Here is a 7,060-nt window from a genome sequence, read left to right on the forward strand (position 1 = left end):
ACTGACCATCGAGACCTGTTATATCCCAAAGCCCAAGGGTTCCCTCAGCAGGCCCTTCCTTTGAAAGGGGCTTACTTTCTCCGCTTTCTCTTGTCTTTGCAATAGTCCAGGCATCTAGCCCGTTATCCTTTTTTGCATACAATTCATGTTTGCTCACTTCATTTAAGTCAGTAGCAATTCCTTCCACCTGAACGCTATACCAGTCATCTGACTGAGTATCGACTTTTACAGGGCAAATTAATTGATAATTGGAAGGATAATTAATTTTTGAGACAGGAAGCGTTCTGTCTACTATAAGCTCCTTACTTGCTACCGCTTCTCTGGTTTCACGAGTAGCGGGATCAGTATAGATCAAAACAACTTTTGCGTTATAGGTACCTTCCTGGAGATCATTCGTTTCTATAGTAATGCCCCCCATTCCTGTAAAAGGATTGTCATATTTGCTTAAAAGATTACTTCCAAGATAATAGCTCAGGCTATTTAAAATTGATTTTGGTGACAATCCAACAAATTCAGGCAGCACCTTGACTTTGCCGGGCGCCAGACCACAGGTCTTGGCCTCCTCATATTTGAGATCAACCGTAATATCTATACAATCGGGTGGATAATTAACAGCAGAACTCCCTATAAGGCTTCCAAAATGACTAATGCCCTGCATGCGAAAAGTTCCAGCTTCAACATTACCAACATTAAAAGCTGCTGGAATCTCATCTCCTTCATAAATTGAAACATCCTTCCACTTGAAAGTCATTTCGTCATATTTTTGTATTTTTAATGTTTTAAGATAACCACCAAGGTCATTATAACCATCTAATCTTTCACAAGACGGAACAAGCAAGAAACTTTTCGTACCTATTACAGATGCAACATTTGAATAAAATTCCTCACCTATATTATTTACAGCCATTAATCTAACATCCGCTGGCAGTGGAGACATTCTCCAAATCAGGTCAACCTTAGGCAAAGCTATATCCGTTAAGCTAATAGCATCAATCCAACCGAAGTCTTGTCTGTATTGCAGCTTTAGTTCCGATACAGGCAACCTGATTGTTTCAAAACCTTCTACAAAATGAGTTTCCCATTCAGAAGGAACCTTTATAAGACTTTCAGGACTCGGAACAAATTCATCATCAAATAAGTTAAGTATAATTTTTTCTTCCAGAAAATCTGTAATTACTGAACTTTTATTGCCGGCCAGGTCTTCTGCAATGAGCCTGAACTTCTTTCCAGTAAGCAAGGTTATTTCATCATCTGAAAATTCATACTTTTTTAACATGGAGCTATCCGTTCCCTGTCGAAAAGCAGTCCACTCCTGCGGATTTTCACCTTCTCCATACTCAATGGCCCAGGAAGCGAGATTGTTATCTTCAACATTACCCTGAAGCTGAGCAACATAGTTTTCCCCCCCGGACAAGATTCCCTCCAGATTTAGCTGTACCACGGGTGGTAAATAGTCAACTTCAACAAACATTTCCATGTCAAAAATCTTTATACGATATTTTCCATTATCTACAACATCACCAAAACTATCCTTTCCATCCCAACGGATAAAGTCATCTTTCTGCTCCGTGTATGTCTCTTTAAAGATTCTGATAATCTCGTTATTTTCATTGAGAATCTGAAATTCCAGATAAACAGGCTCCAGAACCTTATAGTGCAACTCAACAGTGTCCTTAACATTATCATTATTAGGAGAAAAAACGTTTAAAGTCTTATATAGATTGGTAATACTTGAACGATAACCCCAGCTGACTTTTCTTTTCTTCGATTTTACATTTCCGGCCTTATCAGTCACAGTTAGGCGAACATAGAAAGTTCCTTCGTAAGGAGGTATCCAATAAGTAAAAACATCATTAATTACCTCTGTCTCCGAGGGAGGCAATATAATGTTCCAATTATCGGGGGAATCCACATCTGCATACTCAATGCGGTATCGCTCAAAGTTTTTATCGGCAGCGTTGCCCTTGAGAATAATAGAGCCACTCTCTTTTTTCACCTGCAGATCAGCTGACAGATTTAAAAGGGATTTATAGCTAGTATAACGACATCCAAATATCTTAAAGCAATAAAGGTAATTTCCGAGCGGAGATATCCCGCTATACAAGAATTCATCAGCCTCATTATGCGTTTTGAAACTTTTAGAAGTTCTGGTTTTTACATTGTAAAGTTTATCTCTCACTATAAGATTTTCATTATCCAGCCAAAAGTACCCTTTATCCTCATAAGTCCAAGGGTACCCCCAGTCAAGAATTTCCCACTCCAATGAAGATACATTGACAATCAAAACACTGTCGGACCCATTTACATAAAAGTATTCACTGTCTCTGGACCAATAACTATTCTTAACTAAGGTGCCCGACGACCAATTATTAGAAGGAGCAAAATCAATTTGAAGTACTAATTCTTTATTGTGCAGGTTAAATATATTAATCATATCCTCTCTGAGGCTGATAGCCTTTGACTTATCCGGTGAGAGAAAAAAATTACTGTTGCTAGATTCCAGCTTGACTTGCTCATGTGGTTTATTAATGTCAACAATCTGGGATTCTCTGGTGCTATTGATAAAAAGAATCTCCTTATTCGATATCCATGTCAATATATGCTTGTTAGCATACTTATAAGCATAAGTATCAGTATATTCCATCAATATCCGTCTATTGCCAAACATATCACTCAACCAAAGATTACCTGTCCTATCTGTGAAAGTAATCCAGTTCCCATCTGGAGACCACTCATAAAGTTCATATACATCGTTATGAATGACTTTCTTCTCTGATCCATCTGAATTAATAACCATGAGCTCAACATGAGGTGGGTATGGCGAATTACGTCGCTCTGCATAAGCAACTTTATTTCTATCAACTGTCCACAATGTAGCACCTATATAACTTTGATTTTTATTTACTTGCCAAGTACTTAAATAGGCCGGAATCTTAGGGTACGTTGTCTTTGCAAGAAGCTTCCATTCTCCTGAGTTTAAATCCATCATCATAAGTTGTGACGGATATCCATACCAGGTACCGTAATTGATACCGGTATTCAGAAATAGTGGCGTGCGAACAAGCGACATACTATTTCCATCGGAGCTAAGTTCTTCTCTAGATATTTGCGATCTATAAGAAAGTTTCCCATACCATTCAGGCGGTGAAATCAAACTTACATCCTTACCATCGGGCGACATAAGGTAAATGCCATAGGGACTTGCTTTATTATATTTATGATCTGACCGTTTATCAGGATAGCCTTTAAAATAGACACCCCTTTCATCGGGTGACCAAGCTGCAAAACTCCACCTATTTTGAGGAATTTCACTTTCCATATGATAAAAATAACGAGTCCCTATTGCTTCAACCAAAGACGTTCTGTTGTTATCAACGACGATAACCTGACTTCCCAACAAGCCACCACTTTGTGCCCTTATCTCAATTCGATAGTCACCATCATCCACCACCATACTTGCATCATTCAAACCATCCCAGGTGATACTTCCCGTCAAAGTATTATCCAGTTCTCCTCCACTAAAATTCCTAACATTTTCGCCATCACTATTCAGGACAACAACGCTGACACTTTGCTTTACTTCAAGAATAAATGAGAAAATCGTACTGTCCTTAACACCGTCTCCATTGGGTGAAATATAAAGTTCTGATAATGAAAGATCAGGGTTCTGGGCTATAAACGTTTTTGCAGCAGAATTATTTTCCTCATTCTGCTCAATAATGAGATTCTCCTCATCAACAGTAACTTCCAAACCATAATTGCCGGTCGTTGCAATTCCATAGCTCAGGTAGACTGTTGCCTGAGAATTCCCTCCGATCGTTGCAACCGCCTTTGAGTCAATGATATCAGTACCTGACTTCAAGTTAACAATGACATTTTGAGCGCTTTGTTCACCGGCATTTTGAACAATCACTTCCACCTTAACCTCATCTCCATCGACAGGAGCAGAAGGGATAACAACGACGGAGCTATCTAATAGGACAAGATCAGGCAGATTCTTTATCATAAGTGCTGTAAAAGCATAATTATCATTTTCATCTGTCTCGACAATCAGGTTTTGTGGATCAGCTTCAATGTAAATAATCTTCTCTCCTGACTCCGAAATACCAGGCCACTCAACGGAAATATTTGCGCTTTCTCCAACACCAAGTGTATCAATTACCTGAGTACCAAGGAGAGTACCACCAGATTCAGGAATGCCATTATAAAAGCTCACGATTATGTTTGAAGCTGCCGAATAACCACTATTATTAACTGTAGTTGAAATGCTTACACTTCCACGTTCATTGGCAGGATTAGGTGTGATTAAAATGTCATCAGGATTTAATGCAATATTGGGATCGGTAAATACCAGGTCATTGACTGTAAGGTTAGTGTCTCCGCTATTGTTCTCCTCCGACAGTTCTGCTCTATTGTTAAAGGGGTCTGCTTCAACTCTTACAGGCATATCGATGCCTGCCTTATCAGCAATCCAGGTGATTTCCTTCGTCACAGTCGAGTTTGCGGGCACATCAATAGTAACGGTCGCAATTTCGTGTGGATTATCAACTTCATCAATAAAGTATCTTACCTGGACATTGTAGGCATCCATCGTTCCCCAATTACTTACCTTCGCCGAAATAGTCACATCCTGGTACTTATCGATAGTTGTTGCCGAGAGGGTCACATCCGATGAAAGAATTTCAAGATCCCAGGTCGGCGTCGGTTCGAGTATCTTGACGGCTATATTGTTCGTTTCGCTCGATTCGGCCACTATACCGTCGGCATCGACAAATAGGCGGTAAACATGGCTGGCGCCGTCTTCCACTAACGCCTGAAAGGTAACAGCCGTTATCGATTCACCGGGGAAAGCGAGCGTCTGCTCGCCGATGATGTTTTCCGGCAGCAGATCACCATCGTAGAGGACAACTTTCGCCTGCGCTACATCCGTCCTGCCCAGGTTTTTGATATTGGCGCTCATAACGACATTGGCCGGGAGCTTGGTAATCGTTTCCGGAATAAAGCCAATGTCTGCGCTCTTGATGGAAAGATCGGGATCGATAGAGGTCTTCCAGACGGCATTAATGGCCAGCGCCGTCTGATAGGGGCTCGCCTCCCAGCTGCCGTCTGCCGCCTGGCCGGACAGGAGGTAATTAAGGGCATGGGTTGAAGCCTCGGAGGGAGCATCCAGTTCCTTGAGGGCAAAGAGCGCCTCTGCCGTGTTGTAAACCGTACTCGGGCTGTTGCCGAAACCGCCGTCACTGTTCTGTTTAGCCAGGAGCCAGGCCGTTCCCGAGGCAATGGGCTCGGCAAGATCAAGGCTGTCCTGCTTTAAGGAAAAGACCTTCAGCGTACCGGTGGTGGACTGGACATCACTGCCGCTGTCGCTGCCCCAGCCGCCGTCGCTGTTCTGTTTTGATTTCAAATATTCAATTCCCGCTGAAATCACCGTGTTATTGCTGTACTTGGCTGAAATAAGCGCGTTAAGGGCCAATGCCGTGTCTGTCGGGGTACTCACATATCTTGAGTCGCCGCCCCATCCGCCATCCGTATTTTGTCTTGCCGCAAGGGAATCGATGACTGCCGATGCATCCTGGCCATTTGCAATCAGCGCCTTAATTTTCCTTGCCAGGTAGTCTGAATTGGTCGATTCGCTCAGGGTAAGCCACTCAAGACCATATAAAATAGCCTGCCCTGCCGATTCAAAATCGACAAGTGCACTAAGCGCCTCTGCCGTATCCCTTTCGATGGTTTGTGAAAATTCCTTCCAGCTGCCGTCAGCCTCCTGTCTCTCAAGCAGCCAGGCTACGCCGTCATAAACATTCGCTTCTTCCGTTCTGGGCGTTGTATCGGGAGGGGTAATGCCGGGGGGAGAAGCCAGACTATCCTTTGGCGTCGAGGCGATCTGCATAATAGCAGCGCCGTCTGTCAGTATGGACAGGCGGGTCACAAAGGCGTTTCTCACATTTTCAATACCCGTCACATCGGTTTCTTTAAAAGTACCGGGCCGGGTAATATAGATAAAGGCCGTTTTGAAGGATTTCTGCGACTGGCCGGGGCCGGGAATTCTCTCGCCACTGGCGGCAATAATGTCATCGATGGTCACCGTCTTTGCCGTGCCGCTAATGGTAACGCCTGCTTCGGGAAGGCGGTTTTTGTCCGTCCCCGGGCTGTCAATAAGCGTCAGCGGCGGGACTTGCGACTTGTCGATCATCCCCATAAGGTAGAGATCGAGGGACCCATAATACTTCATCTCTCTGAATGGTGTAACTGAAGTAAAGGTACCGTCGCCGTTGTCCCGCCATTCATTACCGTATTCGATAGAACCGTTGGAATCCAAAAGAAAGCTCCAGTGACTGCCGTCCTTACCGAGCAGGGCGTCACTAATGTTTCCATTTTCATCCCTGAATTTCAGATGGGCCGACCAGCGGTGAAGAATTTCATGGCTTAATAAATTGAGGGTTTCATTAAATTCAGGATCAAGTGGATCAGTAACAACATTATTAAGAATATTCCCCATATCGACAGTTCCCTGCAATTTGCTGTTACTGCCATAATCAGCAGAGTTGTCAAAAAGAGGTTCCCCAATACCGGTCACATTGTTACGAATACCTAAATAAAAAGCCGCAGCATCACCATTATAAGGCATCGGGAAATCAAAGTTGGTAAAGATTACCAAAAAATCATAATCATCGGTATGGTTTTTATAAAATTCCTTGGCAATCTGCTCACGAGGCAAAGTATAGGAAGTCCCGTCACCAAGTTCGGCATCATAAGCACCATCTACATTCATAACGGTAACGTTGCCGTAGTCACCGACGGTAGTGGCGGTAAATTCGGCGGCATGGGATGAGGAAAAGAGGAAGAAGGTAAAAAGAAAAACCAGAAGGGGACACAGGTGAACACAGAATAACACAGATCGGGCATTGTCGTTTTTTTTACCCCTTAACATTAGGTAGTGTTCAATAATCTGTGTCAGGGTTAATGGAATTATTCATCATATCAAAGCATTAATTCTTTATCCAGCCTTCCTTCAAAGAAAATAGCTAATTGAGAGATCGTTAGCGACCAGTTTTTGATA

The 7,060-nt window shown here is 42.8% G+C and carries 1 protein-coding gene; it reads right to left on the reverse strand.

All coding sequences use genetic code 11. From position 1 onward, the window contains the following. Positions 1 to 6,895, reverse strand: a 6,895-nt coding sequence (locus OEV42_21050; protein ID MDH3976759.1) for a hypothetical protein, incomplete at its 3' end; no start/stop codon positions are given. Between the last annotated feature and the right edge of the window lie 165 nt (positions 6,896 to 7,060).

The sequence above is a fragment of the Deltaproteobacteria bacterium genome (assembly GCA_029860075.1).
Classification (GTDB): Bacteria; Desulfobacterota; JADFVX01; order JADFVX01; family JADFVX01; genus JAOUBX01.